Origin of the sequence: Aeromonas sp. A35_P (assembly GCF_002259925.1) — a bacterium.
Taxonomy (GTDB): Bacteria; Pseudomonadota; Gammaproteobacteria; order Enterobacterales; family Aeromonadaceae; genus Aeromonas; species Aeromonas dhakensis.
On sequence record NZ_NEVB01000211.1, the window covers coordinates 1 to 26,018 of the forward strand.

General features: G+C 61.9%; 25 protein-coding genes, 1 tRNA gene and 2 rRNA genes. 7 read left to right on the forward strand and 21 right to left on the reverse strand.

Translation table 11 applies throughout. From position 1 onward, the window contains the following. Window positions 1-299: 299 nt before the first annotated feature. On the forward strand, window positions 300-557 hold the full coding sequence (ubiK, locus tag CAK78_RS15745; RefSeq protein ID WP_005307315.1) for a ubiquinone biosynthesis accessory factor UbiK: 258 nt from the start codon (window positions 300-302) through the stop codon (window positions 555-557). Between the two features lie 124 nt (window positions 558-681). Here ubiK and fre read toward each other — a convergent pair whose 3' ends face one another. The 5 genes from fre to trxA form a co-directional block, all read right to left on the reverse strand. Beyond that, entirely contained in the window at window positions 682-1,380 is a 699-nt protein-coding gene (gene fre, locus CAK78_RS15750; RefSeq protein ID WP_017780576.1) for an NAD(P)H-flavin reductase, read from the reverse strand. Window positions 1,381-1,548: 168 nt separating this feature from the next. Next, window positions 1,549-3,018, reverse strand: coding sequence for a 4-hydroxy-3-polyprenylbenzoate decarboxylase (gene ubiD / locus CAK78_RS15755; RefSeq protein ID WP_094697893.1), 1,470 nt, complete (start codon window positions 3,016-3,018; stop codon window positions 1,549-1,551). A 30-nt stretch (window positions 3,019-3,048) separates the two neighbouring features. Then, complete coding sequence (locus CAK78_RS15760; protein ID WP_094697894.1) at window positions 3,049-4,068, reverse strand: hypothetical protein; 1,020 nt, start codon at window positions 4,066-4,068, stop codon at window positions 3,049-3,051. A gap of 107 nt (window positions 4,069-4,175) precedes the next feature. Further along, the gene (rho, locus tag CAK78_RS15765; RefSeq protein ID WP_005307308.1) at window positions 4,176-5,441 is read right to left on the reverse strand and encodes a transcription termination factor Rho; all 1,266 of its coding nucleotides are present in this window, start codon (window positions 5,439-5,441) and stop codon (window positions 4,176-4,178) included. 207 nt (window positions 5,442-5,648) lie between these two features. After that, window positions 5,649-5,975, reverse strand: a complete 327-nt coding sequence (trxA, locus tag CAK78_RS15770; RefSeq protein WP_005307306.1) for a thioredoxin TrxA — start codon at window positions 5,973-5,975, stop codon at window positions 5,649-5,651. Window positions 5,976-6,088: 113 nt separating this feature from the next. Here trxA and rhlB point away from each other — a divergent pair, with 113 nt between their 5' ends. From rhlB to CAK78_RS15790, 4 genes are all read left to right on the forward strand, one after another. Beyond that, a complete protein-coding gene (gene rhlB / locus CAK78_RS15775; RefSeq protein WP_005307299.1) occupies window positions 6,089-7,378 on the forward strand; it encodes an ATP-dependent RNA helicase RhlB in 1,290 nt (429 codons plus the stop codon). 13 nt (window positions 7,379-7,391) lie between these two features. Then, the gene (gene gppA, locus CAK78_RS15780; protein ID WP_094697895.1) at window positions 7,392-8,882 is read left to right on the forward strand and encodes a guanosine-5'-triphosphate,3'-diphosphate diphosphatase; all 1,491 of its coding nucleotides are present in this window, start codon (window positions 7,392-7,394) and stop codon (window positions 8,880-8,882) included. Window positions 8,883-9,076: 194 nt separating this feature from the next. Then, the gene (locus CAK78_RS15785; protein ID WP_176452820.1) at window positions 9,077-10,066 is read left to right on the forward strand and encodes a DUF4382 domain-containing protein; all 990 of its coding nucleotides are present in this window, start codon (window positions 9,077-9,079) and stop codon (window positions 10,064-10,066) included. 26 nt (window positions 10,067-10,092) lie between these two features. Then, a complete protein-coding gene (locus CAK78_RS15790) occupies window positions 10,093-10,362 on the forward strand; it encodes a Rho-binding antiterminator (protein ID WP_094697897.1) in 270 nt (89 codons plus the stop codon). Window positions 10,363-10,431: 69 nt separating this feature from the next. Here the strand turns inward: CAK78_RS15790 and CAK78_RS15795 are convergent, their stop codons facing one another. Continuing rightward, window positions 10,432-11,178 carry a class I SAM-dependent methyltransferase gene (locus CAK78_RS15795; RefSeq protein WP_094697907.1) on the reverse strand — a complete coding sequence of 249 codons (747 nt, stop codon included), beginning with the start codon at window positions 11,176-11,178 and terminating at the stop codon, window positions 10,432-10,434. 76 nt (window positions 11,179-11,254) lie between these two features. On the opposite strand from CAK78_RS15795, the gene CAK78_RS15800 reads away from it, so the two are divergent. Continuing rightward, window positions 11,255-11,995 carry a substrate-binding periplasmic protein gene (locus tag CAK78_RS15800; protein WP_094697898.1) on the forward strand — a complete coding sequence of 247 codons (741 nt, stop codon included), beginning with the start codon at window positions 11,255-11,257 and terminating at the stop codon, window positions 11,993-11,995. Between the two features lie 3 nt (window positions 11,996-11,998). Here the strand turns inward: CAK78_RS15800 and CAK78_RS15805 are convergent, their stop codons facing one another. From CAK78_RS15805 to CAK78_RS15860, 12 genes are all read right to left on the reverse strand, one after another. Next, window positions 11,999-14,509, reverse strand: coding sequence for a putative bifunctional diguanylate cyclase/phosphodiesterase (locus tag CAK78_RS15805; RefSeq protein WP_094697899.1), 2,511 nt, complete (start codon window positions 14,507-14,509; stop codon window positions 11,999-12,001). A gap of 204 nt (window positions 14,510-14,713) precedes the next feature. Beyond that, a complete protein-coding gene (gene prlC / locus CAK78_RS15810) occupies window positions 14,714-16,756 on the reverse strand; it encodes an oligopeptidase A (protein WP_094697900.1) in 2,043 nt (680 codons plus the stop codon). 227 nt (window positions 16,757-16,983) lie between these two features. After that, window positions 16,984-18,003, reverse strand: coding sequence for a porphobilinogen synthase (gene hemB / locus CAK78_RS15815; protein WP_094697901.1), 1,020 nt, complete (start codon window positions 18,001-18,003; stop codon window positions 16,984-16,986). Window positions 18,004-18,006: 3 nt separating this feature from the next. Then, window positions 18,007-18,792: a TatD family hydrolase gene (locus tag CAK78_RS15820; RefSeq protein WP_094697902.1), complete on the reverse strand. Its 786-nt coding sequence runs from the start codon at window positions 18,790-18,792 to the stop codon at window positions 18,007-18,009. Between the two features lie 111 nt (window positions 18,793-18,903). Next, the gene (tatC, locus tag CAK78_RS15825) at window positions 18,904-19,659 is read right to left on the reverse strand and encodes a twin-arginine translocase subunit TatC (protein ID WP_005307280.1); all 756 of its coding nucleotides are present in this window, start codon (window positions 19,657-19,659) and stop codon (window positions 18,904-18,906) included. Next, window positions 19,656-20,102: a Sec-independent protein translocase protein TatB gene (gene tatB, locus CAK78_RS15830; protein WP_094697903.1), complete on the reverse strand. Its 447-nt coding sequence runs from the start codon at window positions 20,100-20,102 to the stop codon at window positions 19,656-19,658. Before tatB ends, tatC begins: the two co-directional genes overlap by 4 nt. 3 nt (window positions 20,103-20,105) lie before the next feature. Next, entirely contained in the window at window positions 20,106-20,357 is a 252-nt protein-coding gene (gene tatA, locus CAK78_RS15835) for a Sec-independent protein translocase subunit TatA (protein WP_005307275.1), read from the reverse strand. A 41-nt stretch (window positions 20,358-20,398) separates the two neighbouring features. After that, window positions 20,399-22,039, reverse strand: a complete 1,641-nt coding sequence (gene ubiB, locus CAK78_RS15840) for a ubiquinone biosynthesis regulatory protein kinase UbiB (protein WP_094697904.1) — start codon at window positions 22,037-22,039, stop codon at window positions 20,399-20,401. Continuing rightward, entirely contained in the window at window positions 22,039-22,647 is a 609-nt protein-coding gene (locus CAK78_RS15845; RefSeq protein ID WP_094697905.1) for a ubiquinone biosynthesis accessory factor UbiJ, read from the reverse strand. The genes ubiB and CAK78_RS15845 overlap by 1 nt, the downstream gene beginning before the upstream one ends. Window positions 22,648-22,655: 8 nt before the next feature. Then, the gene (gene ubiE, locus CAK78_RS15850; protein WP_010635575.1) at window positions 22,656-23,408 is read right to left on the reverse strand and encodes a bifunctional demethylmenaquinone methyltransferase/2-methoxy-6-polyprenyl-1,4-benzoquinol methylase UbiE; all 753 of its coding nucleotides are present in this window, start codon (window positions 23,406-23,408) and stop codon (window positions 22,656-22,658) included. 65 nt (window positions 23,409-23,473) lie between these two features. Further along, window positions 23,474-23,851: a fluoride efflux transporter CrcB gene (gene crcB, locus CAK78_RS15855; RefSeq protein ID WP_005307266.1), complete on the reverse strand. Its 378-nt coding sequence runs from the start codon at window positions 23,849-23,851 to the stop codon at window positions 23,474-23,476. Between the two features lie 85 nt (window positions 23,852-23,936). Then, complete coding sequence (locus tag CAK78_RS15860) at window positions 23,937-25,202, reverse strand: cytosine deaminase (RefSeq protein ID WP_094697906.1); 1,266 nt, start codon at window positions 25,200-25,202, stop codon at window positions 23,937-23,939. A gap of 92 nt (window positions 25,203-25,294) precedes the next feature. Here CAK78_RS15860 and CAK78_RS15865 point away from each other — a divergent pair, with 92 nt between their 5' ends. Beyond that, window positions 25,295-25,549, forward strand: a complete 255-nt coding sequence (locus CAK78_RS15865; protein WP_010635577.1) for a hypothetical protein — start codon at window positions 25,295-25,297, stop codon at window positions 25,547-25,549. Between the two features lie 48 nt (window positions 25,550-25,597). On the opposite strand, the gene CAK78_RS15870 is transcribed toward CAK78_RS15865, so the two are convergent. The 3 genes from CAK78_RS15870 to CAK78_RS15880 form a co-directional block, all read right to left on the reverse strand. Next, window positions 25,598-25,673 (reverse strand) — tRNA-Thr (locus tag CAK78_RS15870). 47 nt (window positions 25,674-25,720) lie between these two features. Then, window positions 25,721-25,835, reverse strand: a 5S ribosomal RNA gene (rrf, locus tag CAK78_RS15875). Between the two features lie 84 nt (window positions 25,836-25,919). Then, window positions 25,920-26,018 (reverse strand): 23S ribosomal RNA (locus tag CAK78_RS15880); the annotation flags it as partial.

Sequence of the window (26,018 nt, forward strand, 5' to 3'; positions counted from 1 at the left end):
CCTTATCTCTTTTTAGTTGTTATCCGTGAAATGCTGACGGCGTTGGGTAAAAACCCGACCGGTACATCTTAACAGCAACGCAACAATTATTAAGTAGCTGGTCGGTCATCTGATCTGCTTTTTTTGTGTACAGCATCAAGGAATTGGAATAGAAACGGGACTCGATAGGTTAACAGCTTCATCCCGGATACCAGACCCGACCAGAGGTCACTTGTACGCCAGATGGCAAAAAGCGACCCCCGATCTCGGCAAAGCGGATCAATTGCCGGTAGAATGGCGCATTGCTTAAGGAGAACCACATGATCGACCCGAAGAAACTGGAAGAGATCGCCAAACAGGTGCACAACTCCCTGCCGCCCGGCATTCGCAGCATGGGTGAAGAGGTGGAGAAGAAGATCCGTCAGGTGCTGCAGTCCCAGCTCGGCAAGCTGGACCTGGTCAGTCGCGAAGAGTTTGACGTGCAGACCAAGGTGCTGCTGCGCACCCGCGAGAAGCTGACCGCTCTCGAGGCCAAGCTGGCCCAGCTCGAGCAGCAGCTCGGCGCCAAGGGCGAATAACACCGCCCCCATAAAGCAGACCCCAGCCAGGCTGGGGTTTGTTGTTTCTGGCCTGCCGCAAAGCAAGTTGCGGCGGCAAATGCAGCGAGGTATTCCCGGTTACGTGACCGACCTCATGCCGAACTCAGATGAACTCGTAGGCGTCGCCGAAGATGCGCTCCGGCTCGGCCCCCAGGATCTTGAACTCTTCCCGCGCCGCCCCCGCCATCTCGAAACGACCGGCCACATAGATGTCGTAGTCATGCAGGCTGACGAAGTCATCCATGATGGCTTTGTGCACCAGCCCGGTCTTGCCGGTCCAGTCGCTCTCCGGCTCCTGCACCACAGGGATGTAGGTGAGCGGGGCGTAGTCGCGCTCCCACTGCTGCATCTGCTCCTGCTCGTAGAGCCAGTGCGCCTGGCGTACGCCCCAGTAGAAGAACACCGGGCGCTTGCTGCCACTGTCGATCAGGTATTCCAGAATGGCGCGGGCATAGGAGAAACCGGTGCCGCCTGCCATCAGGATCAGCGGCCGGGGTGACTCTTCCCGCAGGAAGGCCTTGCCCGCCGCCAGCTCAATCTCGATCTCCCCCTGCTCGCGCATGCGGGCCAGCACCTGGCCGGCATAGGCGTTCTCCGGGGTGGCGCCGATCTGCAGCTCCAGCACGCCGGGGCGGGTCGGCGAGTTGGCGATGGAGAAGGGACGCTTGTCCGAATCACTCATCACCACCAGCAGATACTGGCCCGGCTTGAAGCTGACCTCTTGCAGCGGCGTCAGGGCCACGTGCCAGATGGTGTCGACATATTCGCGCAGTTCCTCTACGCGGCACTTGATACGTTGCATTCTTATCCTTGTGACGGGCTCGTTCGGCCCGCTTTCGCTCTTGATTCACTGTGGACTGGCGACCAGCAAAGTGGTCAGGTCAGTCGAGCATACCCAATTCAGCTCAAATGGCATCAATCTTTTGCATCCCGGCCAGGCGGCACGGCCCGTCTGGCCGGCCGCCGCTCATCAACCGAGAATGTTCAGCTCGTCCCAGAGGGCATCGATCTTCTGCTTCACCGCCTCGTCCTGGACGATGGGCTGGCCCCACTCGCGGTTGGTCTCTCCCGGCCACTTGTTGGTGGCGTCCAGCCCCATCTTGGAGCCGAGGCCGGAGACCGGCGAGGCGAAGTCCAGGTAGTCGATCGGGGTGTGCTCGATCAGGGTGGTGTCGCGGGCCGGGTCCATCCGGGTGGTGATGGCCCAGATCACGTCCTTCCAGTCGCGGGCGTTGATGTCGTCGTCGCAGACGATCACGAACTTGGTGTACATGAACTGGCGCAGGAAGGACCAGACCCCCAGCATCACCCGCTTGGCGTGGCCCGGGTAGCGCTTCTTGATGGTCACCACCGCCATCCGGTAGGAGCACCCCTCCGGCGGCAGGTAGAAGTCCACGATCTCGGGGAACTGCTTCTGCAACAGCGGCACGAACACCTCATTGAGCGCCACCCCCAGCACCGCCGGCTCATCGGGCGGCCGGCCGGTGTAGGTGCTGTGGTAGATAGCATCCTTGCGCATTGTCATGTGGGTGATGGTGAAGACCGGGAACTCGTCCACCTCGTTGTAGTAGCCGGTGTGATCGCCATAGGGCCCTTCGGGGGCCAGCTCGCCTGGCTCCAGATAGCCTTCCAGCACGATCTCGGCGCTGGCGGGCACCTCCAGATCGCAGCTGATGGCCTTCACCACCTCGGTGCGGCTGCCGCGCAGCAGACCGGCGAAGGCGTACTCGGAGAGGGTATCCGGCACCGGCGTCACCGCGCCGAGGATGGTCGCCGGATCGGCGCCCAGCGCCACCGCCAACGGGAAGCGCTCACCCGGATGGGCCTCCTGCCACTCGCGAAAATCGATGGCACCGCCGCGGTGATCCAGCCAGCGCATGATCAGCTTGTTCTTGCCGATCTTCTGCTGACGATAGATGCCGAGGTTCTGCCGTTTCTTGTAGGGGCCGCGGGTGATGGTGAGCCCCCAGGTGACCAGCGGCGCCACGTCGCCAGGCCAGCAGTGTTGAATGGGGATCTGGTCCAGATCGACCGCGTCTCCCTCCAGCACCCGCTGCTGGCAGGGGGCGGACGAGAGACGCTTGGTCGGCATGTTGAGTACCTGCTTGAAGATCGGCAGCTTCTCCATCAGCTCCTTGAAGCCACGGGGCGGTTCAGGCTCCTTCAGGTAGGAGAGCCAGGTCCCTACCTGGCGCAAGGCGGCCACGTTGGGCTGGCCCATGCCCATGGCGACCCGGTCCGGCGTGCCAAACAGGTTGGTCAGCACCGGCATGGCGTAACCCTTGGGATTTTCGAACAGCAGGGCCGGCCCACCCGCACGCAGGGTGCGGTCGCTGATCTCGGTCATCTCCAGATAGGGGTCTATCTCGCGCGTGATGCGCTTGAGTTGTCCGCTTTGTTCCAGCTGCGCGATGAAATCACGCAAATCCTTGTATTTCATGCAGGTACCCTGTGTGCAGGCGATGCCGCATTATAACTCCGGGGAGCCGGCGGGTGTACCCGGTTCGGGCTGCACCATCGGACTTGCATGACGCTTTTCCTGCCGGGTCAGCCGATCGGCAAGCTGGGCCAGCAGCCTCGGCTCGTCCACCTGCAACAGCAGGCTGGCCACCTGACCGCTGTACTGGCGGTTGCCCAGCTCCGCCAGCAGGAACTGCTGGGCGGTGTCGGGCAGCGGCGAAAGCTGACTGAGCTGGTGCAGGGCGGGTTGCTTGAGGGAGGCGTTGCGGCTGGCAGCGATCAGCAGATCGCTCGCCGCCTGGCCCTGATAAAAACGCCCCACGCTGGCCAGAGCCGCCACACTGTCGTGATCCGCCGGTTGGCGCCACAGTCTCTGGTAAAGGGCGCTGTCGCCGGTACGCTCGACCAGCAGCCGCAGCAGCCGGTTGTCGGGCAGGAAGATGTTCAGGCCGGCCAGCTTTTGTGCCTCGCGCTGCAGCACGGCAGCCGGCTGCCCGGCGAGCACGTTCAGCAGCGCCTGCTGTTGCTGGGCCAGATCCGGGTTGCGGCTGTTGTAGATCTGCTTGAACTCGAAGCGGTTCGCCTCCAGCAGCTGGCGGTAGTTGTCCTGCCAGGCCTGCAGTTGCCAGCGGCTCAGCACCTGCCGCGCCGCGGCGGCAAAGTCGTAGGCGGGTTGCTGCACCAGAAAACCGTCCACCTCTTTCTCCACCAGCCAGCTGGGGGCCTTGAACGACTGGGCGCGCACCCAGGCCAGCAGCTGCGGACTGGCAGCCCTGGGCTGACTGTCGAGGGTGGCGAGCAGCTGGCACAGCAGATACTCCCGCTGCCCCACGGCCAGGGAGTCCAGCAGGGAATCGATGGCGGCAAACTGTCCCTGCTGCAGCCGGCCGGTCAGGTAGTCGAGGTGGCCCTGCAGCCCCTCGTCGGCCACCAGCGCTATGCGGGGAGCCGTCCCGGCGGACGGAGTCTGGCCCGCCAAAGCCGGCGGCACCAGCAGCCAGCTCAGCATTATCAGGAGTACATGTTTCATGACGTCCCTATCCTTGTGACATCGAGGTTTCATACTACTCAGGCGACCGCAAAATAGATAAACAAAAACCGCGACCTGGGCCGCGGTTTCATCATTTTTCGAGTCGGTTACTTCTGCTGACGCCGCATGGCGTCGAAGAACTCGTCGTTGGTCTTGGTCATCGCCAGCTTGTCGATGAGGAACTCGATGCCGTCGATCTCGCCCATCGGGTGGACAATCTTGCGCAGGATCCACATCTTCTGCAGCTCGTCGCCGGTGGTCAGCAGCTCTTCCTTGCGGGTACCGGAGCGGGTGATGTCGATGGCCGGGTAGACACGCTTCTCGGCGATCTTGCGCGAGAGGTGCAGTTCCATGTTGCCGGTGCCCTTGAACTCTTCGTAGATGACTTCATCCATCTTTGAGCCGGTATCGATCAGCGCGGTGGCGATGATGGTCAGGCTGCCGCCCTCTTCAACATTGCGCGCGGCACCGAAGAAGCGCTTCGGACGGTGCAGTGCGTTGGCGTCCACACCACCGGTCAGTACCTTGCCGGATGACGGGATGACGGTGTTGTAGGCACGGGCCAGACGGGTGATGGAGTCCAGCAGGATCACCACGTCCTTCTTGTGCTCGACCAGACGCTTGGCCTTCTCGATCACCATTTCGGCGACCTGGACGTGACGGGAAGCCGGCTCGTCGAAGGTGGAGGCGATCACTTCGCCCTTCACCATCCGCTGCATCTCGGTCACTTCTTCCGGACGCTCGTCGATCAGCAGGACGATCAGTTCGCAGTCAGGGTGGTTGTAGGCGATGCTCTGGGCGATGTTCTGCAGCAGCATGGTCTTACCGGCCTTGGGCGGTGCGACGATGAGGCCGCGCTGGCCTTTACCGATCGGGGATGCCAGATCCAGTACGCGGGCGGTGATGTCTTCGGTGGAACCGTTGCCACGCTCCATGCGCAGACGCTCGTTGGCGTGCAGCGGAGTGAGGTTTTCAAACAGGATCTTGTTGCGGGAGTTTTCCGGACGGTCGTAGTTGACCTCGTTGACCTTGAGCAGCGCGAAGTAGCGTTCGCCCTCTTTCGGCGGCCGGATCTTGCCGGAGATGGTATCGCCGGTGCGCAGGTTGAAGCGGCGGATCTGGCTCGGGGAGACGTAGATGTCGTCCGGGCCGGCCAGGTAGGAGCCATCTGCACTACGCAGGAAGCCGAAACCATCGGTCAGGATTTCCAGCACACCGTCGCCGAAGATATCCTCGCCACCCTTGGCGTGCGCCTTGAGGATCGCGAAAATAATGTCTTTCTTGTGCGCCCGAGCCAGATTTTCCAACCCCATGGATTCGCCAAGCTGTACCAGCTCGGACACAGGAGTGTTCTTTAATTCAGTCAGATTCATAGTGGTGAAAGTCTGTAAGCAAGGATTGAAATGAGGAGACAGTCTGCTGGATTGATGCTGATCGGATTTGATTTGCCGGGCTGATGTGTGAGCAAAGAGTCAGGCAAAAAGGTTAGCAAACGAGCGATAAATTAGCACCAATCGGGGTGAGCGTCTAGGTGATAAAACAGAAGGAGCGCATTATTGCAATGCGCTCCTCGATGATTATTACAGGTTGCCGTCCAGGAACTCTTTCAGCTGAGTCTTGGACAGGGCACCGACCTTGGTCGCTGCCACTTCGCCATTCTTGAACAGCAGCAGGGTCGGGATACCACGAATGCCATACTTGGGCGGAGTGTCGGCGTTATGGTCGATGTTCAATTTCGCCACGGTCACACGACCGGCATACTCTTGGGCGACTTCGTTCAGGATCGGGGCAATCATCTTGCACGGACCACACCATTCGGCCCAGAAGTCGACCAGAACGGCGCCATCGGCTTTGATTACATCTGCCTCGAAGCTGGCATCGCTCAGCTGAACAATCTTGTCACTCATCTCCAACTCCAGTCAGTAATTAAGGCTTTATTGACGTATCAACAAAGGCAATAGTTGCCCTATTTGAAATGATCCTGTTTATTATTGCAAGCCTAACCTGATAACCTACCGCCATGAGCAAAACACACTTAACGACCGACAAATTCGCCCAAATGGGCCTCGAACCCGAAGTTCTGGCTGGTCTGGAATCAAAGGGATTTCACTATTGCACCCCCATCCAGGCACTCTCTCTGCCGCTGCTGGTAGAAGGCCATGACCTCGCCGGCCAAGCCCAGACGGGTACCGGCAAAACCATCGCCTTCCTGGCTGCCACCTTCAACTATCTGCTGACCCACCCGCTGACCAAGCCGCGCCTAATCAATCAGCCGCGCGCCATCATCATGGCACCGACCCGGGAACTGGCAGTACAGATTTACAACGATGCCGACAGCATGGCCGCCTCGACCGGCCTCAAGCTCGGCCTCGCCTATGGCGGTGAAGGGTACGACAAGCAGCTGGCCGTACTGGAGCAGGGTGTCGACATCCTGATCGGCACCACTGGCCGCATCATCGACTACTTCAAGTCCAAGGTCATCGATCTGAGCAACATCCAGGTCGTGGTGCTGGACGAAGCGGATCGCATGTTCGATCTCGGCTTCATCAAGGACATCCGTTTCCTGTTCCGCCGCATGCCGCCCGCCACCGAGCGCTTGAGCATGCTGTTCTCCGCCACCCTCTCCCTGCGGGTGCAGGAGCTGGCCTACGAACACATGAACCACCCGGAACATGTGCAGGTCGAGCCGGAGCAGATGACCGGCGTACGAATCAAAGAAGAGCTCTTCTACCCTTCCAACGAAGACAAGATGTTGCTGCTGCTCTCCCTGATGGAAGAGGAGTGGCCGGAGAAAGCCATCGTCTTCGCCAACACCAAGCACGTCTGTGAAGACGTTCACGCCTGGCTGGAGAATGACGGCCACCGCGTCGGTCTGCTGACCGGCGACGTGCCGCAGAAGAAGCGGATGAAGATCCTGGAAGACTTCACCAAGGGTGCGGTAGACATTCTGGTTGCCACCGATGTGGCCGCCCGTGGTCTGCACATCCCTGACGTGACCCACGTCTTCAACTACGACCTGCCCGACGACGCCGAGGACTACGTACACCGCATCGGTCGTACCGGTCGTGCCGGCAAGAGCGGTCACTCCATCAGCCTGGCCTGTGAAGACTATGCCTTCAACCTGCCGGCCATCGAGGAGTACATCCACCATCCGATCCCGGTCAGCAAATATGACCGCGAGGCGCTGCTGGATGACGTGACCGCGCCGAAACGGGTGTTCCGCAACCGTCAGCCGGTGAACCGCAACATGCGCGATCGCCAGGGCGGTGGCAACAGCAACAACCGTCGTCGTCCTCCCCGCAAAAGCTGAAGGATAGGCCCAGTTGCACAACTCGCCTCTCTATGCCGCCATCGACCTCGGCTCCAACAGCTTTCACATGCTGGTGGTGCGCGAGGTCGCCGGTGCCCTGCGCACCGTCACCAAGGTCAAGCGCAAGGTGCGCCTCGCCGCCGGTCTGGATGCCGATTTTCGTCTCAGCCGTGCCGCCATGGAGCGGGGCTGGGACTGTCTGCGCCTCTTCTCCGAGCAGCTGCAGGACATTCCGGCCGACAACATCCGGGTAGTCGGCACCGCGACCCTGCGCCTGGCCACCAACGTCGACGAGTTTCTGCGTGAAGCGGAACGGGTACTCAACCACAACATCGAGATCATCTCGGGTGAGGAAGAGGCCAAGACCATCTATGAAGGGGTCTCCTGGACCTCGGCGGGGGAAGGCAACCGGCTGGTGATCGATATCGGCGGTGCCAGTACTGAGCTGGTGATCGGCGAACAGAGCGAGGCCAAGCTGCTCAACAGCCTGCACATGGGCTGCGTCACCTGGCTCAACAACCACTTCGGTGACGGCGAGCTGAGCGAAGCGCGCTTCAACCAGGCCATTGCCGCCGCCAAAACGGTGCTGGAGAAGGTGACGGATGATTACCGCGTGCTCGGCTGGCGCACCTGCGTCGGCGCTTCCGGCACTGTGCAGGCGCTGCAGGAGATCATGCTGGCGCAGGGCAAGAGCGAGCGGGTCACCCTGCCGAAGCTGCAGGAGCTGATGGGTCAGGCCATCGCCTGTGGCAAGCTCGACCAGCTGCAACTGGAAGGGCTGGCGGCCGAGCGGCTGACCGTGTTCCCCTCCGGCCTCGCCATCCTGATCGCCATCTTCGAAACCCTCGGTATCGAGAGCATGACGCTGGCGGGCGGTGCCCTGCGCGAGGGGCTGATCTATGGCCTGCTCGGCAACAATCACGACTGTGATGCCCGCGATCGTACCGCCGACAGCCTGATCAGCCGCTACCAGCTGGACAAGGAGCACGCCGAGCGGGTACGCGACACTGCCATCGAGGCATTCACCCAGCTGCAACCGGCCTGGCGTCTCTCCAAGCGCTACGGTCGCCCGATCCTGCGCTATGCGGCCCTGCTGCACGAGATCGGCCTGTGCATCGAGTACAAGAAGGCGCCGCAACACGCCGCCTACATCATCGACAACATCGACATGCCGGGTTTTACCCCCGCGCAGAAGAAGCTGCTGTCTGCCCTGCTGTTCAACCAGCGGGACGAATTCAAGCTGGAACCGCTGGAGAAGCAGGGGGCCGTCACGGCTCGCCAGGCGATCCGGCTGGCCCGCATCCTGCGCATCGCGCTAATCCTCTGCATGCGCCGCACCCAGGGCACTGTGCCGATCTTTACCCTGCAGGCAGATGACGAGGCTCTGACGCTGACCCTGCCCAAGGGGTGGCTGGACGAGCACTACCTGCGCGCCAGCGAGCTGCGCCTCGAAGTGGAACGCCAGCAGAAGATGGGCTGGCCCACCCGGCTGCTGGAAGCCTGATTGGGCCCAGCCCAATCAGTGCCCCGACATTCCGACAATCTCTTTCGCAGCCAGCACTGGCGCCACTCAGGCCTGCTCCTTGATTTTATTGGGCTGACGGGCTGCTCCCGCCCTTGCGTCTGGGCTCCGCCCCCCCTCATGGCCTACGTTCGACTAGAGTAGGGTTGTCTTCACAACCAACCGGAATGGACGCCATGAAACCTTTGACCCTGATCGGACTGACCGCCCTGCTCACCGCCTGCGGCGGTGGTGGCGGCGACAACAGCAGCCAGCCACCACAGGCCCAGCTCTCACTGGCCTTCTCCGACGCCCCGGTAGATGGCGTCAGCAAGGTCTGCATCGCCGTCTCCAACATCAGCATCCACCCCGTCGCCGGCACCGAGCAGAGCTGGACCACCGCCAGCTTCCTCACCTCGACCCAGGACGATGGTTGCACCCCGAGCGGCGAGACCATTCCGCTCGACAGCGCAGGGAGGCCGCTGTTTACCTACATCGATCTGCTGAGTTATCAGGGTTCCGTCAGTCGCCCCCTGCTGGCCAGCCAGAGCGTGGTGCCCGGCAACTACAGCCAGATGCGGCTGCGGGTGCTGGACGGGCGGGAGGTCGCCAACCAGTTTCTGGACGGCACCCCCTACTCCTACGTCAAGCAGGATAATGGGGTGATCAAGCCGCTGGAGGTGCCCAGCAGCGAGCTCAAGCTGGACGCCTTCACCATCGCCGCCAACGGCCTCAGTGCCTTTACCACCGAATTCGATCTGCGCCAGTCCATGGTGCTGCCAGGCCACGAGCAGTACTACAAGCTCAAACCGAGAGGCGTACGGCTGGTGAACAACACCCAGGTTGCCACCGTCAAGGGCACGGTGGCAGCCGGGCTGTGCGGTGGCCAGCTGACCGACAAGGCATTCGTCTACTTCTATGACGAGCTGCGCCCGGTGGGTGACGACGCCTATCCCGACATGGCCGACAGCGACAACGGCTTCTACGCCAGCGCCCCCGTGCTGCCGCAGACCGGAGGCGGCTTTGGCTACGAGCTGGGATTTGTCAATCTCGGCAGCTACGATCTGGTGCTGGTCTGCAACGGCGACGAGGATGATCCGGCGCTGGCCGGCGACCCGCTGCAACTGGAACAGGTGCAGAAGGCCCAGACGGTGGTGGCGCCCACCACCAGCATCAACTTCCAGTAACGGGCGACAAGGGGGACAACGACCGCATGAGCAGATACCAACCCATCAGTTGCGATCTCTACGACTGGCTGGAGATCGCCGCCAGCTGGCAGCTGCCGGTCACCCTCACCTGTAAGGATGGCCGCCAGTGGGCGGACAAGATCCGCACCATAGAGGCCAGAGAAGGGGTCGAGTACCTGCTGCTGCACGGCGGCGAACGGCTCAGCCTGGCGGAGCTGGCGACCATGGCGCTCAACTGGCAGGGGGAGGAGAAGCTGATCCGCTTCGCCCCGCCAGCACCAGCCCACAGCCAGTAGATGGCAAGAGGGCCAACCCTATCGGGTTGGCCCTCTTCTTTGACTGCTCGGCAGGCATCGTCGTGGCCGTTACCCCGCCAGCGCCGCCATCACGTAGACATCGAAGCGGTTGCTCTTGGTCTCGATGGCCATGCTCGGCTTCTGCTCGTTGAGCCAGCCTGCGTAGTCCGGCCGCTTCACCACTACCCGCCGGTCCGCCATGGTGAGCGCCGCCGGCAGCAGGGCATCGGCGTCGAGATCCGCCCCCACCAGCGACTGGAACACCCGCATCTCTTTTTTCACCAGCGCCGACTTCTGCTTGTGGGGGAACATGGGGTCGAGGTAGATGACATCCGGCCGCTCGGCCAACCCCAGCAGGGTCTCCACCGCAGGGCCATGCAGCAACTGCATTCGCTCGCGCACCCAGGGACCGATCTCGGGATCCTGTGCGGCGCGCGTCAGCCCGTCCTGCAGCAGGGCCGCCACCACGGGGCTGCGCTCAATCATGGTCACCTTGCAGCCGAGGGAGGCGAGCACGAAGGCATCGCGTCCCAGCCCGGCGGTGGCATCCACCACGGTCGGCATGGCGCCCGCCTTGAGCCCCACCGCCTTGGCGATAGACTGGCCACGGCCACCGCCGAACTTGCGGCGATGAGCAACCGCCCCTTCGACGAAATCGACGTAGACGGCGCCCAGCTTGGGTTCGTCCAGCTTGCGCAGCTCCAGCCGCTCCGGGGTGAACACCAGGGCAAACTGGGGCAGGTCGATCTGGTCAAGCTGGCTGCTCAGGGCTTCTGCCTGGGCCGCCTTGGCGGGGTCTTCGAGGAGGATTTGCATGGGCTCTGGATGCATTCTAAGTTCAGTGAACCGAGTGTATCACAGCCCCTTTACGTGGCTGTAGGGAGGAAACCCTATGCACCTGCTTATCGCCCTGCTGCTTGCCGCCCAGAGCGGCGGCCATCTCAAGGTCTGCGGCGTTGACTGGCCCCCCTTCTCCTACGCCGAACAGGGCAAGCTGATGGAGGGCATATCGGTCGAGATCCATCAGGAGGTGGCACACCGCCTCGGCATGCAGCTCACCCTGCTCGAACTGCCGTGGGGACGCTGCGAACAGTACGTCAACACCGAGCTGGCGGACGGTATTCTCGACAATGCGCCCCTCCCCGGCTGCTACCACTCCGATCTTGCCACCGCCTTCTACCCGCTGGCCGCCTATGTGCGCAGCGACAGCCCGCTGCAAACCTTCTCGTGGGAGATGGCCAAGGGGCTGAAAGTAGGGATGGTCAGGGGCTATGACTACACCGACAGGATCAAGCACTTCACCGGTTGGGTACCCATCAAGGCCCACTCCGACAAGCAGTTGCTGCTGATGCTGGAGAAGAGCCGGGTCGACCTGATAGTGCTGGATTACTTCTCGGCCCCCATTCTCTCCAGAGAGCAGGACGTCAAGATCCGCGCGCTCACCCCCTTTCTCGACTCGACCCCGCTCTACCTCTGCTTCGGCAAGCAGAAGGCTGACCTGCTGCCCGCCTACAACAAGGCGCTGCAACAGATGCTGGACGAAGGGGTGCTGGATCGCATCTATCTGCGCTATCTCGGGGAGGATTACCGGACACTGAAGGAGAAACAGGAGAGGATGAAAGCGGCGCAGTAAGGGTCAGCTGGTCTGCAGGAACATGCTCTTGTCGTTGAGCTGCAAATACTCGGTGAGGTCGTCGTAGGCGAGCGGCCGGCTCAGCAGATAACCCTGGGTGAAGGCGCACCCCTTCTGGCAGAGGAAGTTGAGCTGCTCGCGGGTCTCCACCCCCTCGATCACCACCTGCATGCCGAGGTTGTGCACTATGTTGATGATGCCGTCCAGCAGCAGCCGGTCCTGCTCGTTGAACGGGATGTGGCGCACGAAGGCCCGGTCGATCTTCACCAGGTCCACCGGGAAGTTGCGCAGATAGTTGAGCGCCGAGTAGCCGGTGCCAAAGTCGTCGATGGCCAGCTTGCAGCCCGCCTCGCGCAGGGCATCGATCCGCACCCTGTGCTGATCGCTGGTCTCCATCAGCAGGGATTCGGTGATCTCGATGACGATGTCCGCCGGGTCCAGTCCGAAGTGGTGGATCACCTTGAGCCACTCGCTCGCCTCCGGATCTATGGTCTGGAACTCCAGGGTGGAGCGGTTGATCGACATCTGCAGATCCGGGAAGCCGGATTGCTGCAGCCGCGCCAGATCCCGGCACGACTGCCACAGCACCAGCGCCCCCAGCCCCTGGATGAGCCCCGCCTCCTCCGCCAGCGGGATGAAGTCCGCCGGCGACACCTGGCCCCAGTGCGGGTGATACCAGCGCACCAGTGCCTCCAGCTTGGCGACCCGGCCGCTGCGGTTGTCCCAGATCGGCTGGTAGGCCATGGTCAGCTGCTCGAGCTTGATCGCCTCCGCCAGATCCTGCTGCATCTGGTGGCGCTGGCGCACCTCTTCGCGCATGGAGGCGCAGTAGCTGCCGAGCAGCTCGTCGCTCTCCAGCCCGTCGCCCGGGCAGAGGGTGATGCCGATGGTGGCCGTCACGTAGAGGTGCTGGTTGGCCAGCATGAAGGGACGGGCGAAGCCGCCGACCACCTGCTTGGCAAACACCTCGGCCTGGCGGCGATTGACGATGCCGGGCACCAGGAAGGCGAACTCGTCGCCGCCGATGCGGGCCACCAGATCTTCGGTGCGCACCCGGCTCACCAGCCGATCCGACACCTCCCGCAGCAGGGCGTCACCGGCATGGTGATCCATGCTGTTGTTGACCGCCTTGAAGTTGTTGAGGTCGAGCACCATCAGCGCGAAGCGCTCGCCCCGCTCGCAGAAGCGGCTGAGGCAGCGGCCGAACAGCCAGCGGTTGGGCAGCCCGGTGAGATTGTCGTAGTTGGCCTGGGCGGCGATCTTCTGCTCCGCCAGCTTGGTCTGGGAGAGATCGCTGAAGATGGCGATGTACTGGCTGATCCGCCCCCCTTCCCGCAGGGTGCTGATCATCAGCTGCTGGGGGTAGAGCTTGCCGTTCTTGCGCTTGTTCCACACCTCGCCGCGCCACCCCCCCACCCGCTCCAGCGCGTGGTACATGTCGGCGTAGAAGGCCTGATCGTGCAGGCCGGACTTGAGCAGGCTGGGGCGCTGGCCGCACACCTCCTCCTCGCTGTAGCCGGTGATCTGCTCGAACGCCGGGTTGACCGAGATGATGCGGCTGTCGGCGTCGCACACCAGGATCGCCTCGGAGAGGTTGTCGTAGACCCGGTGGGAGAGCTTGAGCTGCTCGGCGTGACGCTTGAGGGGGTCTATGTTCTCCAGCACCACCATCAGGTAGTCGGGCTGCAATTGATCGTCCCGCACCAGGGTGACGGTAACCCGCCCCCACAGCAGCTGGCCGTCACGGTGCAGGTAACGCTTCTCCTGGGTGAAGGCGCTACGCTCGCCGCGCCTGAGCTCTTCATAGCAGGCGACGCTGCGCAGCCAGTCTTCCGGATGATTGAGTTCGGCGGCGTTGCGATGAACCAGCTCCTCCTGGCTGTAGCCCAGCATCTTTTCGATGGCCGGATTGGTCCAGAGGATCTTGCCGTCCAGATCGAGCTTGCCGTCCAGATCGAGCTTGCCGATCCCAACCGGGGCGTGGGACATCATGGTGTGCAGAAAATCGTGGTACTCGGGCTGGGGCGGCGCTGGCTGCTGCAGCATCAGCGCCAGTTCGCGCCCGGCCAGCGGAGCCAGCAGGCGCAGCAGGCCCATCACCTTGTCCATGTTGGTGAGCGGCCGCTTGAACAGCAGGCTGCAGATGCCCACCGTCTCCCCCTGCGCACTCTTGAGGGCGATGCCGGCATAGGCCTGGATCTGCCAGGCCTGCAACACGGCGGCGTGGGGGAACAGTTGCTGTACCCGATCGCTGAACCAGGCCTCGCCCTCCTGCAGGGTGATCTCCCCCAGGGTGGCGCTGACCGGAAAACTGAAGCGGGTCGTATCGAGAGAGGCAGGATAGGTTGCATGCACCTTGCAGGAGAGCCCCGCTTGATCCCTACCCGAAATCAGGACGAAGTCGGCCCCGACCGCTGCTGCGATTTCACTCACAAAGGTATCGAAATATCCCTGACCACTCGAATGAGACAGACTTGAGATGATTTGATAGACAGACTCGAGTGCTCGCCTCATGGCAAGGTTCTTTCTCTCCTTGGAAGGTAGACCCCGACTCTACTGAAGAGGCGGGAACAGTGCAAACATGCTATCCGCAAGATATTAAAATGCCTTGAGAAAAGGGACCAAAAGGTCCCTTTTTATCTCAAAAATCACGCGGTGATCGCACTCTGTGGCAGAGGTGTACCTGCTTGAAGCTCACGCCTGGCGGGGCCTGCAGCCTCATGCGGCAATCCCGCTGTGGCGCAGCAAGGCATCCACCTGAGGCTCACGGCCACGGAAGGCGCGGAACAGCTCCATCGGCTCCTTGGAACCACCCTTCTCCAGGATGTTCTTCAGGAAGGAGTGGCCGGTCACCGGGTTGAAGATCCCCTCCTCCTCGAAGCGGGAGAAGGCGTCGGCGGAGAGCACTTCCGCCCACTTGTAGCTGTAGTAGCCCGCCGCATAACCGCCGGCGAAGATGTGGGAGAAGCTGTGCTGGAAGCGGTTGAAGGCCGGTGGCGTCATCACCGCCACTTCACGGCGCACCTCGTCCAGCAGCGCCGGGATCTGATCCGCATTGGCCGGGTCAAACTCCTGGTGCAGACGGAAGTCGAACAGGGCGAACTCCAGCTGGCGCAGCATCTGCATGGCCGCCTGGAAATTGCGGGCGGTCAGCATCTTCTCCAGCAGATCGGCAGGCAGCGGCTCGCCGGTCTCGTGATGGCCGGAGATAAAGGCCAGTGCCTCGGACTCCCAGCACCAATTCTCGAGGAACTGGCTCGGCAGCTCCACCGCGTCCCAAGCCACGCCGTTGATACCGGCCACACCGGCCACGTCGATCCGGGTCAGCATGTGGTGAATGCCGTGACCGAACTCGTGGAACAGGGTGACCACTTCGTTGTGGGTGAACAGGGCCGGTTTGCCATCCACCGGGCCGTTGAAGTTGCAGGTCAGGTAGGCCACCGGCTTTTGCAGCGAACCGTCCTGACGGTAGCGACGACCCAGGCAGACATCCATCCAGGCGCCACCCTGCTTGTGCTCGCGGGCATAGAGGTCGAGGTAGAAGCTGCCGCGCAGCTCGTCCTCGGCGTCGAAGATGTCGTAGAAGCGCACGTCCGGGTGCCAGGTGTCGATGCCGAGGCGCTCGCGCACCTTCATGCCGAACACCCGCTTGACCACCTCGAACAACCCTTTCACCACCTTGCTGGCGGGGAAGTAGGAGCGCAGTTGCTCGTCGGAGATGGAGAACTTGTACTGCTTGAGCTTCTCGGCGTAATAGGGGATATCCCAGGCCGCCAGCTCGCTCTGGCCGTGCTGTTCGCTGGCGAAGGCGCGGATCTCTTCCAGCTCGGCCTTGCCCTGCGACAGGGAGCGGCGCGCCAGATCGGTGAGGAAGTTCACCACCTGCTCCGGCTTGTCCGCCATCTTGGTGGCCAGGGAGAGCTCGGCGTAGTTGGCAAAGCCCAGCAGCTGGGCCAGCTCGCGGCGCAGGGTGAGCAGCTCGGTCATGATGGCGGAGTTGTCCCACTTGCCGGCATTGGGGCCCTGGTCGGAGGCGCGGGTGGTGAAGGCCTCGTACAGCTCGGCGCGCAGGGCGCGGTTGTCGGCATACATCATCACCGGCAGGTAGGAGGGGATGTCCAGAGTGAACAGCCAGCCTTCCTTGCCCTTCAGCTCGGCCAGCTGGCGAGCGGCGGCCTGTGCACTCGCAGGCAGCCCGGCCAGCTCGGCCTCGTCGGTCACCAGCTTGCTCCAACCCTGGGTCGCGTCCAGCACGTTGTTGCTGAAACGGGAGGCCAGCTCGGAGAGGCGGGCCTGGATCTCGCCGTAGCGCTGCTGTGCCTCGGCGGGCAGGCCGATGCCGGACAGGCGAAAATCGCGCAGGGTATTCTGGATCTCCTTGCGCTGGGCGGCGCTCAGCAGGGGGAAATCGTCGCTCTCGGAGAGAGCCAGGTAGGCTTGATAGAGCCCTTCGTGTTGACCCACATAGGTCTGGAATTCGGACAGCAGCGGCAGGCAGGCGTCGTGGGCCTCGCGCAGCGCCTCGCTGTTCTGCACTGAGTTGAGGTGGCTGACCGGCGACCAGATCCGGGACAGACGGTCATTTACCTCTTCCAGCGGGGCGATCAGGCTGTCCCAGGTGTGGGGCTCGCGCTGGGCCAGCACATCGCTGATCTTCTGTTTGCAATCGGCAATGGCCTGCGTCACGGCAGGCTGTACCTGGTCGGGCTGGATCTGGCTGAACGGGGGCAGCGAGTCCATTGTCAGCAAAGGGTTAGTCATCCGGCAATACCTCTAAATTCTCTACAGCCCCTGCCGTCCAGAAGCTTGCTTGGACTACCTAAGATGTAGGCAGAAACCCCATTAATCAAGCCTTTGCCATCGAGAGCGAGGGCCGCTGCCCACATTTGGTCAAAAGGTGCACACAAAACGACCAGATAGCCCCCCAGAAACGACAATGCCGGCCCCGGGGCCGGCATTGTCTGCATTGCATAGAAGGCGTCCTGCCATCAGGCCCGGGCATCTTCCTTCAGCCACTGCGCCACGCGCTTGGCGAAGTAGGTAAGGATGCCGTCGGCCCCGGCCCGCTTGAAGCAGAGCAGAGACTCCATGATGCACTCCTTCTCCTTCAGCCAGCCGTTCTGGATCGCCGCCATGTGCATGGCGTACTCGCCGCTCACCTGGTAGGCAAAGGTCGGCACGCCGAACTGATCCTTCACCTGGCGGATAACGTCCAGATAGGGCATGCCCGGCTTGACCATCACGCTGTCGGCCCCTTCTTGGATATCCAGCGCCACCTCGTGCAGGGCTTCGTTGCTGTTGGCCGGATCCATCTGATAGGTGGCCTTGTTGCTCTTGCCGAGATTGCCGGCAGAGCCAACCGCGTCGCGGAACGGGCCGTAGTAGCAGGAGGCGTACTTGGCGGAGTAGGCCATGATCTGGGTGTTGATGAAGCCGTTCTCTTCCAGCGCCGCGCGGATGGCACCGATACGGCCATCCATCATGTCGGACGGCGCGACTATATCGACCCCGGCGGCAGCGTGGGAGAGCGCCTGTTTCACCAGGATCTCGGTGGTGATGTCGTTCAGCACATAGCCTTCATCATCGATGATGCCGTCCTGACCGTGGGTGGTAAACGGGTCGAGCGCCACGTCGGTGATGACCCCCAGCTCCGGGAAGCTAGCCTTCAAGGCACGCACTGTGCGCTGGGCCAGCCCGTCCGGGTTGTAGGCCTCTTCCGCCAGCAGGCTCTTCTGCTCCAGCGGGGTGACCGGGAACAGGGCGATGGCCGGCACGCCAAGTGCCACCAGTTCGGCGGCCTCCTCCAGCAACAGATCGATGGAGAGACGCTCCACCCCAGGCATGGAGGGAACGGCTTCACGGCGGTTCTCCCCCTCCAGCACGAACACGGGGTAGATGAGATCATTGGCGGTCAGTACGTTCTCGCGTACCAGACGACGGCTGAAATCATGTTTGCGCACCCGGCGCAGGCGGCGGCCCGGAAAGGCGCCTGGAAGAGTTGTAGCCATGAGTCACTCCAAAAGAGGAAGTTGGAAAAACGCGGCGGAGGTGGCCCGGGTATGGGCCAGCAAGGCCTCGGGCGCTTCACCACGGCAGGCCGCCACCACCTGGGCGATGTGCGGCAAAAAAGCGGGTTCGTTGCGTTTGGGTCTGGGTTTCAGGTCCCGCGGCACCAGGTAGGGGGCGTCCGTCTCTATCATCAGTCGGCCGGCCGGAATGCGGGCCACCTGCTCGCGCAGCAACTGGCCACGACGCTCGTCACAGAGCCAGCCGGTCACCCCGATATGCAGCCCCAGCGCCAGACACTGGTCCAGCTCCTCGTCGGAGCCGGTGAAGCAGTGCAGCACGGCCCCCGGCAGTTTGGGCAGCCAGGGGCGCAGGATCTCGATGAAACGGGTGTGGGCATCGCGGCAATGGAGAAACACCGGCATCCCGAGCTCGGCGGCCAGCGCCAGTTGGGCGTCGAACACCGCGTCCTGCACCGGACGGGGCGAGAAGTCGCGGTTGTAGTCGAGACCGCACTCGCCGATAGCCACCACCTGCGGCAGCGCCGCCAGCTCGCGCAGGGTGGGCAGAGTCGCCTCATCGACACTCTTGGCATCGTGGGGATGCACCCCAGCGGTGGAGAAGCAGTAACCCGGCCAGCGGGCGGCCAGGGTGGCGCTTTCGCGACTGCCGACCAGATCGGTGCCGGTCAGGATCAGCGCCTCCACCCCGGCGGCGCGGGCGCGAGCCACCAGATCGGCCTGTTCATCGGCGAACTGGCTGCTGGTCAGGTTTACACCTATGTCGATCATGGGGTCAGCGGGTCCGAACAAAAGGAAGACATATCAGGTATTTGAAAACCATCTACTCGATGGGGCCTTACCATACGCCTCGAACGGGAGCATGAAAAGAGGAAGGGAGCCTCAGCTCCCCTCTTCCGTTGATTCCTGTTGCTCCTCGTCCTCTTTCTTCACGTAGAAGCGGGCGAAGAACAGACCTATCTCCCACAAAGCCCACATGGGGATCGCGAGCAGGGTCTGGGAAAAGACATCGGGCGGCGTCAACAGCATGCCGACCACGAACACCCCGACGACGACGTAGGGACGTTTCTCCTTCAGGCTCTTGGGGGTGGTCACCCCGGTCCAGCACAGCAGTATGGTGGCTACCGGAATTTCGAACGCCACCCCGAACGCGAAGAACAGGGTCAGCACGAAGTCCAGATAGCTGGCGATGTCGGTCGCCACCGTTACCCCGGCGGGCGCGGTGCTGGTGAAGAAACCGAACACCAGCGGGAACACCACGTAGTAGGCAAACGCCATGCCGGCGTAGAACAGCACGGCACTGGAGGCGACCAACGGCATGATGAGACGCCGTTCATGCTGGTACAGACCGGGGGCGATGAAGGCCCAGGCCTGGTAGAGCAGATAGGGGATCGCCACGAAGAAGGAGACCACCAGGGTCAGCTTGATGGGCGTCAGGAAGGGCGTCGCCACATCCGTCGCTATCATGCTGGTCCCTTCCGGCAGCTGGCTGAGCAGCGGCTGGGCCACGAAGTCGTAGATGTTGTTGGAGAAGTAGATCAGCGCGATGAACACCAGCAGGATGGCGGTGATGGAACGCAGCAGGCGCGTTCTCAGCTCCACCAGGTGGCTGATCAGAGGTTGCTCGGCCTGACTCATGGCTTCACCTCCCCTTGTTCGGTACGTGGCTGGGCACCGGGGCGCTCATCCACGATCGCAGTCTGTTCCGGCGCGACCGCCGCGGCGGCTGGCGGCACAGATTCCTCCTTCACCTCGGCCGACGCCGGTGCGGGATGGATGGTGTTTTGCTGTTCATATGGACGGGTCACCGATTGTGCGGCCGCTTTCAGCTGCTCGATAGACTCCTGCAGCTCGGGGCTCAGGTTGTTCATCTGCAGCTGTTCGGCCTTCTTCAGATCGTTGTGCAGATCCTGCAACTTGAGCTCCTGCTCCAGCTCGGCCTTGACCGAGTTGGCAGTGCTGCGGATCAGTCTGATCCAGTGGCTGGCGGTACGGATCGCCACGGGCAGCCGCTCGGGGCCGAGCACCACCAGGGCGACGACACCAATGACAACCAGCTCCCAGAAACCGATATCGAACATGGCTTAGGCCTGATCTTTATCTTTCTGCTTGGCGGCATCGCTAGGCTGGCCGGCCGCTTCGTTCAGCTGCTTCGGCGGAAACTCGGCATCCTTCTGCTCGGACTTGGCATCGCTCGGCTCGTCAGAGAGCGCCTTCTTGAAACCCTTGACCGCGGCGCCCAGATCACCACCGATGCCACGCAGCTTCTTGGTACCAAACAGCAGCACGACGATGACTGCGATGATCAACAATTGCCAAATACTGATACCACCCATGATTTTTATCTCCAGGACAGGCGCCCGCTGGCGCGGTTTATTTAATGAGAACGGGTCCGCAACCACCCCAGCAGCCAGCATAACCCGGCGCCGGCGAGGCTGATTTGTCCCCACTCAATGTGTTGTTTTTGGGTCAGCAAGAATACACCGGCCAATAGCAGGCTGGCTCCAACCCCTAAGAGGTAGCGAGCCTGTCCCTGCCGACGGCTGTGACGGCGGAACTCGGCGAACATCTGGTCGAAATGGTGCTGTTGATGGCGGGTCTGGCGCAGGGTCTCGTAGACCAGCTCCGGCAGTTCCGGCAGCTTCTCCGCCCAGAATGGCGCCTTCTCCTTGATAGCGGTCCACACCGCCTTGGGCCCCACCTGCTGGTACATCCAGTTTTCCAGATAGGGTTTGGCGGTCTGCCACAGATCCAGCTGGGGATAGAGCTGACGACCCAGCCCCTCCACATAGAGCAGGGTTTTCTGCAGCAGCACCAGCTGCGGCTGCACCTGCATGTTGAAGCGACGGGCGGTGTTGAACAGGTTGAGCAGCACGTGGCCGAACGAGATCTCGGACAGCGGCTTCTCGAAGATGGGTTCAAGCACGGTGCGGATGGCGAACTCGAACTCGTCCACCTTGGTATCGGGCGGCACCCAGCCGGACTCCACGTGCAGCTCGGCCACCCGGCGGTAGTCGCGGTTGAAGAAGGCGAGGAAGTTCTCCGCCAGGTAGCGCTTGTCTTCCCGGTTGAGGGTGCCGACGATGCCGCAGTCGATGCCAATCCAGAGCGGATTCTCGGGGTGCTCATAGGAGACGAAGATGTTGCCCGGGTGCATGTCGGCGTGGAAGAAGCTGTCGCGGAACACCTGGGTGAAGAACACCTCCACCCCGCGCTCGGCCAGCAGCTTCATGTTGGTGCCGTTGGCTTCCAGCGCCGCGATGTCGGAGACCGGAATGCCGTAGATCCGCTCCATCACCAGCACCTGTTCGCGGCAGTGCTCGGTGAACACCTCGGGCACGTAGAGCGCCTCTGAGCCGGTGAAGTTGCGGCGCAGCTGGATGGCGTTGGCCGCTTCCCGCATCAGGTTGAGCTCGTCGAGGATGGTTTTGCGATACTCCTCCACCACCTCGATGGGGCGCAGTCGTCCGCTCTGGGGCACGAAACGGGCCACCAGACGGGCCAGCGCCTGCATCAGCCGCAGGTCGGCCTCGATGACCGGTTCGATATCGGGACGGATCACCTTGATGACGATCTCGCGGCCGTTCTCCTTCAGCCTGGCGGTATGCACCTGGGCGATGGAGGCGGACGCCAGCGGCGTCTCGTCGAAGTCGTCGAACAGGGTCTCGATGGTGCAGCCCAGGCTCGCCTCGATCTGGCGACGGGCGGCCTGACCGCAGAAGGGGGGCACCCTGTCCTGCAGCAAAGCCAGCTCCTCGGCGATGTCAGGCGGCAGCAGATCGCGCCGGGTCGAGAGCATCTGGCCGAACTTGATGAAGATGGGGCCGAGTGCCTCGAAGGCGAGCCGGATGCGGGCACCACGGCTCAGCTCCTGGCGCTTGTTCTTGAGCCAGAACAGGCTGCGGCGGGCCAGCCAGCCAGGCCAGGGCTGGTAACGGGCGGGCACCAGCTCGTCGATGCCCTGCTCCAGCAGGATGCTGATAATGCGATAGAGGCGCTTGAACTCCTTCGGTGTCATTAGGCTACCCGCTGTTCGAAGCGGGCCAGCCGCAGCTCGACCGCTTTCATCTGTTGCGCCAGCAGCTCGACATCGTCATTGAAGCTGGCCACTTCCAGCGGACCCGGCGCAAGCCGTATCTCTTCGGTCAGATACTCGGCCAGCTGACGCTGGCTGCGGCACAGTTCACTGCCCAGCAAGCGACGCGCCTGACTGGCACCGCGCAGCAGGGTATGGGCCAGCACGTCGCCGGTGTAGCGGGACAGCTCCTCTTCCCAGTCGATGTCGAGCTCACCCAGCAGTACGCTGAACGCCTGCACCAGCTGGGGGTCGCCGCTCAGATCCAGTTTCTCTTCACGGATGTAACGCGTCAGAGAGGAGGGATCCTTGAGCAGGCCGAGGGCGGTCAGGGAGAGACTCAGCACCGCATCGGCCTCCCCTTCAAACTTGGCCAGCACATCCAGCCGGCGCCCGGAGAAGACAAACCAGAGCGGCTTGAGCTCGCGCAGCTCCAGCTTGAGTACCTTGCCCGCCAGCTTGCGCAGCCGCTCGGGGCTCTGCTTGTCCAGTTCCAGCAGCCGGTTGAGGCTGGTTTCGATCACCGCGGTGACCATGGCATCCATCGGCATAGGCGACCTTAAAACTTGTAACCGCGGTGCAGGGCGACCACGCCCTGAGTCAGGTTGTAGAACTCCACCTGCTCGAAACCGACATTTTCCATCATGCCGGCCAGGGTCTGCTGATCCGGGTGCATACGGATGGATTCCGCCAGGTATTTGTAGCTTTCGCTGTCGTTCGCGACGATTTCGCCCATTTTCGGCAGCAATTTGAAGGAGTAGAGGTCATAGAGCTTGGCGATCACTTCGCTCACCGGCTTGGAGAACTCCAGCACCAGCAGGCGGCCGCCCGGCTTCAGCACCCGGAACATGGAGGCGAGCGCCTTGTCCTTGTCGGTAACGTTGCGCAGGCCGAAGCCAATGGTGATGACGTCGAAATGGTTGTCCGGGAAGGGGAGCGCCTCGGCGTTGGCCTGGACGTAGGAGACGTTGTTGGCCACCCCCAGATTGCGCAGCTTGTCGCGACCCACCTTGAGCATGGAGTCGTTGATGTCGGCCAGCACCACCTGACCGGTTTCACCGACGATGCGGGAGAACTTGGCGGTCAGATCGCCGGTACCACCGGCCAGATCCAGCACCTTCTGGCCTTTGCGCACACCGGAGCAGTCGATGGTGAAGCGCTTCCACAGGCGGTGGATGCCGAACGACATCAGATCGTTCATCAGATCATACTTGGCTGCCACCGAATGGAAGACGCCGGCGACCAGGGTTTCCTTCTCGGTCGCGGCCACGGTTTTAAAGCCAAAATGCGTTGTCGTAGTCTGTTCTGACATCCCTTAAACACCCATAGAGCAAAGAATGGCCGCCAGTTTACCAGAGCCAATGGCGTGCGGACACCTTAAACCCGGCTGGCGACCAACTGCATCCCCAGCACAACCATGGCCAGACAGAGAAACAGGTTGAGGCCGATGTTGAGCAGCGCCTTGAGATAAGCGCCGTGCTGGGCCAGCGCTACCGTGTCCAGCGCGAAAGAGGAGAAGGTGGTGAGGGCACCGAGGATCCCCACCATCAACAGCGGCTTCATCGGGTGTTCGGCTATGTGGCCGTGCAGGATGAGGGCGTAGGCTACCCCCATGATGAAGGAGCCGATCAGATTGACCATCAGGGTGCCGTAGGGGAAGTGGCGCCCCAGCAGCAGCGCCATCAGCTCGGCGATGCCAAAACGCAGGCAGGCACCGATGGCCCCACCGGCAGCAACAAATAACCAAGTTTGCATGGAAGCAGACTCCACAGTATCAGGCCGACATTATGCAAAATGTCGACCCGGGGGGACAGCAGGGCAATTAATCGACGCCCTCGGCTCAACGGCGAAAATCGACCGGTTCGCTCTGCGCCAGGTGCAGCGTAGTTTGGGCCGGCCTGGTGTCGGCAATCAATTTGCCATGGCGAATGGAGTAGCGCACCGGCACCTGGCGGCGCACCGCATCAAAGCCGTTTTCGGCTGGCATGATCAGCAGGTTGGCCGGCTTGCCCAGCTCGATGCCATAACGATCCTGCACGTTCAGAGTGCGGGCACCGTGACTGCCGATCAGCTTGAGGCTGTCGTTGATCTCTTCATACCCCATGATCTGGCAGACATGCAGCCCCATGTGCAGCACCTGCAGCATGTTGGCCGTCCCCATGGGATACCAGGGATCGAACACGTCGTCGTGACCGAAGCAGACGTTGATGTTCGCCGCCAGCATCTCCTTCACCCGGGTGATGCCGCGGCGTTTTGGATAGCTGTCGAAGCGTCCCTGCAGGTGGATATTCACCAGTGGATTGGCGACGAAGTTGAGGTCGGCCAGCTTCAACAGCCGGAACAGACGCGACGCATAGGCCCCGTTGTAGGAGTGCATGGCGGTGGTGTGGCTGGCGGTCACCCGCTGACCCATGCCGCGCTCGTAGGCCAGGGTCGCCAGCGTCTCGATGAAGCGGGACTGCTCATCGTCGATCTCGTCACAGTGCACATCGACCAGAACATGATACTTCTCGGCAAGATCGAACACATAGTGCAGACTTTCGACCCCATATTCCCGAGTGAACTCGAAATGGGGGATGGCACCGATCACGTCGGCCCCCAGCTTGAGGGCCTCTTCCAGCAACGCCTTGCCGTTCGGGTAGGAGAGGATCCCCTCCTGCGGGAAGGCGACGATCTGCAGCTCCACCCACTCCTGCATCTCTTCCCTCACCTCCAGCATCGCCTTGAGAGCGACCAGATTGGGATCGGAGACATCGACGTGGGTGCGAACGAACTGGATACCGTTGGCGATCTGCCACTTCAGCGTCTGGATGGCGCGCCGTTTCACATCCTCGTGGGTCAACAGTGCTTTGCGCTCGGCCCAGCGCTCTATCCCCTCGAACAGGGTGCCGGAGAGGTTCCAGCTCGGCTCGCCCGCCGTCCGGGTGGTATCGAGATGGATGTGCGGTTCGATAAAGGGAGCAATGGCGAGCCCCTCCTCCCCATCCAACTCATGGGTGGAGAGCAGATGAGTACTCATGGGCTCGATGGCACGGATCAGGCCATCCTGGCAGAGGATCTGCCAGGTTCCTTCCCTGCCGGCCAGGCGCAGGTTCTTTATCAGCATGTTTTTCTTCCTTTTTTCAGCCGCCAATTGCTTTTTCAAGCCACAACTTAGCTTGGATCAATTTGATAGAAAAGCGTTCATATTGAATACATATGAGACTGTTACTATTGATAGACAGCAACAATAAAAGGGAGTTGATTGGGATGAAAGCAGGATTGACCGAGATCGGCAGTGCAGGCTTGTTTCACGAGTATCTGCAGACACTGGGCATCAGCAAGCCGCCGTTGACCTCGATAGAGAAGCAGTGGGAATACAAACGCGATGAACGACTGGTGGCTGCCATCCAGATAGAAGCGTCGGGACAGCCCCGTTTCTATCTCGATGCCAGACAGATATCGATGAATTGAAAAAGCAGAAACAAAAAAGCCTCCCGATTGGGAGGCTTTAATATTTAATGGTGCTGATACCCAGAATCGAACTGGGGACCTCATCCTTACCAAGGATGCGCTCTACCGACTGAGCCATATCAGCACACTAACCGGTAAAGACCACGCTCACCGCGTAATCTAAAATTGGGTGCCTGGCAGTGTCCTACTCTCGCATGGCGAATGCCACACTACCATCGGCGCTACAGCGTTTCACTTCTGAGTTCGGCATGGGGTCAGGTGGTTCCACTGCGCTATTGCCGCCAGGCAAAAATCTTCAATCTGAAAAAGCTGATTTTGTTCTTCGTTCTCGGTATCTGCTACAAGCCTTCGAACACTTCTTGGGTGTTGTATGGTTAAGCCTCACGGGTAATTAGTATGGGTTAGCTCAACACGTCGCCGCGCTTACACACCCCACCTATCAACGTTGTGGTCTCCAACGGCCCTTTAG

What these genes read in the sequence shown, in the direction of transcription:
- ubiK (WP_005307315.1), top strand. Translation starts at nt 300, where the DNA reads ATGATCGACCCGAAGAAACTGGAAGAGATCGCCAAACAGGTGCACAAC.
- fre (WP_017780576.1), bottom strand. Translation starts at nt 1,380, where the DNA reads ATGCAACGTATCAAGTGCCGCGTAGAGGAACTGCGCGAATATGTCGAC.
- ubiD (WP_094697893.1), bottom strand. Translation starts at nt 3,018, where the DNA reads ATGAAATACAAGGATTTGCGTGATTTCATCGCGCAGCTGGAACAAAGC.
- CAK78_RS15760 (WP_094697894.1), bottom strand. Translation starts at nt 4,068, where the DNA reads ATGAAACATGTACTCCTGATAATGCTGAGCTGGCTGCTGGTGCCGCCG.
- rho (WP_005307308.1), bottom strand. Translation starts at nt 5,441, where the DNA reads ATGAATCTGACTGAATTAAAGAACACTCCTGTGTCCGAGCTGGTACAG.
- trxA (WP_005307306.1), bottom strand. Translation starts at nt 5,975, where the DNA reads ATGAGTGACAAGATTGTTCAGCTGAGCGATGCCAGCTTCGAGGCAGAT.
- rhlB (WP_005307299.1), top strand. Translation starts at nt 6,089, where the DNA reads ATGAGCAAAACACACTTAACGACCGACAAATTCGCCCAAATGGGCCTC.
- CAK78_RS15785 (WP_176452820.1), top strand. Translation starts at nt 9,077, where the DNA reads ATGAAACCTTTGACCCTGATCGGACTGACCGCCCTGCTCACCGCCTGC.
- CAK78_RS15790 (WP_094697897.1), top strand. Translation starts at nt 10,093, where the DNA reads ATGAGCAGATACCAACCCATCAGTTGCGATCTCTACGACTGGCTGGAG.
- CAK78_RS15795 (WP_094697907.1), bottom strand. Translation starts at nt 11,178, where the DNA reads ATGCAAATCCTCCTCGAAGACCCCGCCAAGGCGGCCCAGGCAGAAGCC.
- CAK78_RS15800 (WP_094697898.1), top strand. Translation starts at nt 11,255, where the DNA reads ATGCACCTGCTTATCGCCCTGCTGCTTGCCGCCCAGAGCGGCGGCCAT.
- CAK78_RS15805 (WP_094697899.1), bottom strand. Translation starts at nt 14,509, where the DNA reads ATGAGGCGAGCACTCGAGTCTGTCTATCAAATCATCTCAAGTCTGTCT.
- prlC (WP_094697900.1), bottom strand. Translation starts at nt 16,756, where the DNA reads ATGACTAACCCTTTGCTGACAATGGACTCGCTGCCCCCGTTCAGCCAG.
- hemB (WP_094697901.1), bottom strand. Translation starts at nt 18,003, where the DNA reads ATGGCTACAACTCTTCCAGGCGCCTTTCCGGGCCGCCGCCTGCGCCGG.
- CAK78_RS15820 (WP_094697902.1), bottom strand. Translation starts at nt 18,792, where the DNA reads ATGATCGACATAGGTGTAAACCTGACCAGCAGCCAGTTCGCCGATGAA.
- tatC (WP_005307280.1), bottom strand. Translation starts at nt 19,659, where the DNA reads ATGAGTCAGGCCGAGCAACCTCTGATCAGCCACCTGGTGGAGCTGAGA.
- tatB (WP_094697903.1), bottom strand. Translation starts at nt 20,102, where the DNA reads ATGTTCGATATCGGTTTCTGGGAGCTGGTTGTCATTGGTGTCGTCGCC.
- tatA (WP_005307275.1), bottom strand. Translation starts at nt 20,357, where the DNA reads ATGGGTGGTATCAGTATTTGGCAATTGTTGATCATCGCAGTCATCGTC.
- ubiB (WP_094697904.1), bottom strand. Translation starts at nt 22,039, where the DNA reads ATGACACCGAAGGAGTTCAAGCGCCTCTATCGCATTATCAGCATCCTG.
- CAK78_RS15845 (WP_094697905.1), bottom strand. Translation starts at nt 22,647, where the DNA reads ATGCCGATGGATGCCATGGTCACCGCGGTGATCGAAACCAGCCTCAAC.
- ubiE (WP_010635575.1), bottom strand. Translation starts at nt 23,408, where the DNA reads ATGTCAGAACAGACTACGACAACGCATTTTGGCTTTAAAACCGTGGCC.
- crcB (WP_005307266.1), bottom strand. Translation starts at nt 23,851, where the DNA reads ATGCAAACTTGGTTATTTGTTGCTGCCGGTGGGGCCATCGGTGCCTGC.
- CAK78_RS15860 (WP_094697906.1), bottom strand. Translation starts at nt 25,202, where the DNA reads ATGCTGATAAAGAACCTGCGCCTGGCCGGCAGGGAAGGAACCTGGCAG.
- CAK78_RS15865 (WP_010635577.1), top strand. Translation starts at nt 25,295, where the DNA reads ATGAGACTGTTACTATTGATAGACAGCAACAATAAAAGGGAGTTGATT.